1 protein-coding gene is annotated in these 1,288 nt (G+C 30.0%); it reads left to right on the forward strand.

Annotated features, from left to right (window positions below; genetic code table 11):
• Positions 1 to 372 precede the first annotated feature (372 nt).
• A complete protein-coding gene (locus EI164_RS16160) occupies positions 373 to 1,017 on the forward strand; it encodes a hypothetical protein (RefSeq protein WP_192520995.1) in 645 nt (214 codons plus the stop codon).
• Positions 1,018 to 1,288: the final 271 nt, after the last annotated feature.

The following is a 1,288-nucleotide window of genomic DNA, read 5'->3' on the forward strand; positions in this document are numbered from 1 at the left end:
TCAATCAGGCAGCTTAATTCTATTTATTAGGTGTCTTAAGTTTGGGAGGGTTACCGCATGACTAAACTTAGTGCTTCAATGTTTTATATTATGGCTATAGCAACAAATTTTCCATTTAAATTGACATTAATGACCTTTTATATCCTATATCAACCGTTCATTCTATTGGTTTTAATTAGTGCTAACAGTCTATTGATGAGATTGATATACTAAAATCAATGGTTTAAGTTACATTAACTATTATATTTACGCTTAAAATCATTTTTAGCAACTCATAAAAATTTAGGGTTGGACTATCTAGTGGCTTCAAACCAAAAAATTGTTTAATTGATGATTTGTGATAAGAATACCTACCTGAATATGGGGCTGAAAATGAATAGTAGCGAAATATTTCAAAAAAGCGACTTAGGCCGATTAGAGATTAAATCTAGGCACTTAGGCGTATTACCGCGAGAAGCGCGAACACTACTTATTATGATTGATGGAAAGCGTGCTTATCAAAATTATCTCGATATACTTGATCGTAGTAAAATTTTTGCTGATTGCGGTGGTATAGAGCCACTTTTTGAGCTGTTATTAACGCTTGAGTGTATTGAAATAGTAACAGATAGTAATGCATTAGCTAAGACAACTGTTACTCAACAAGCATCTACTAAAGTCCAAAAAATTAAGAAACCTCAACACCAATCATCTTCTCAATCTTTTAGTGGTAAGACTGCTATAGAGTTTAATAGCTTATCTAGTAATGCAAGTAGAATAAAAAACGTAGGTAAAAAATCAATAGATGGTATATTGAATGCCATACCAACCAATGCCAGCTATGAGACGATAAAGCTAGATTTAGCCACTTATATAGAAAAACACACGTCACCTGTAGAAGCTTGGGGATATTTGTTAACTTTAGAAAAATGTCATGATAGCTCACAGTTATTGATGTTGATAAAAAAAATACAGAATAAAAACAGTGGCATTCTAGCGTATGGCATGGATACTTTTATTAAAAGAATCCAATACTAGTATGAAAAATGCTTATATCTTACAGTTAATTAGTAGTAGTTTTACTTGAGTAAAAAATCAATGGAATATGTAGTTCTACACAATAAGATATTGTTACTACAATTTATAATAATTAATTTTCATTAAATAAGTTTGTTATTTCACAATTAAGTTTATTGATAAGTTTGACTAATTAATATCATTTTTAATCGATAGATTTAGATAAGAAACAACTGGGTATAGTCAGATGACCACAAAAATGTTATAAAATAAATCAACTAAACGATTACCA

The organism is Psychrobacter sp. FME13 (genome assembly GCF_014861395.1).
In the GTDB taxonomy this organism is placed as follows: domain Bacteria; phylum Pseudomonadota; class Gammaproteobacteria; order Pseudomonadales; family Moraxellaceae; genus Psychrobacter.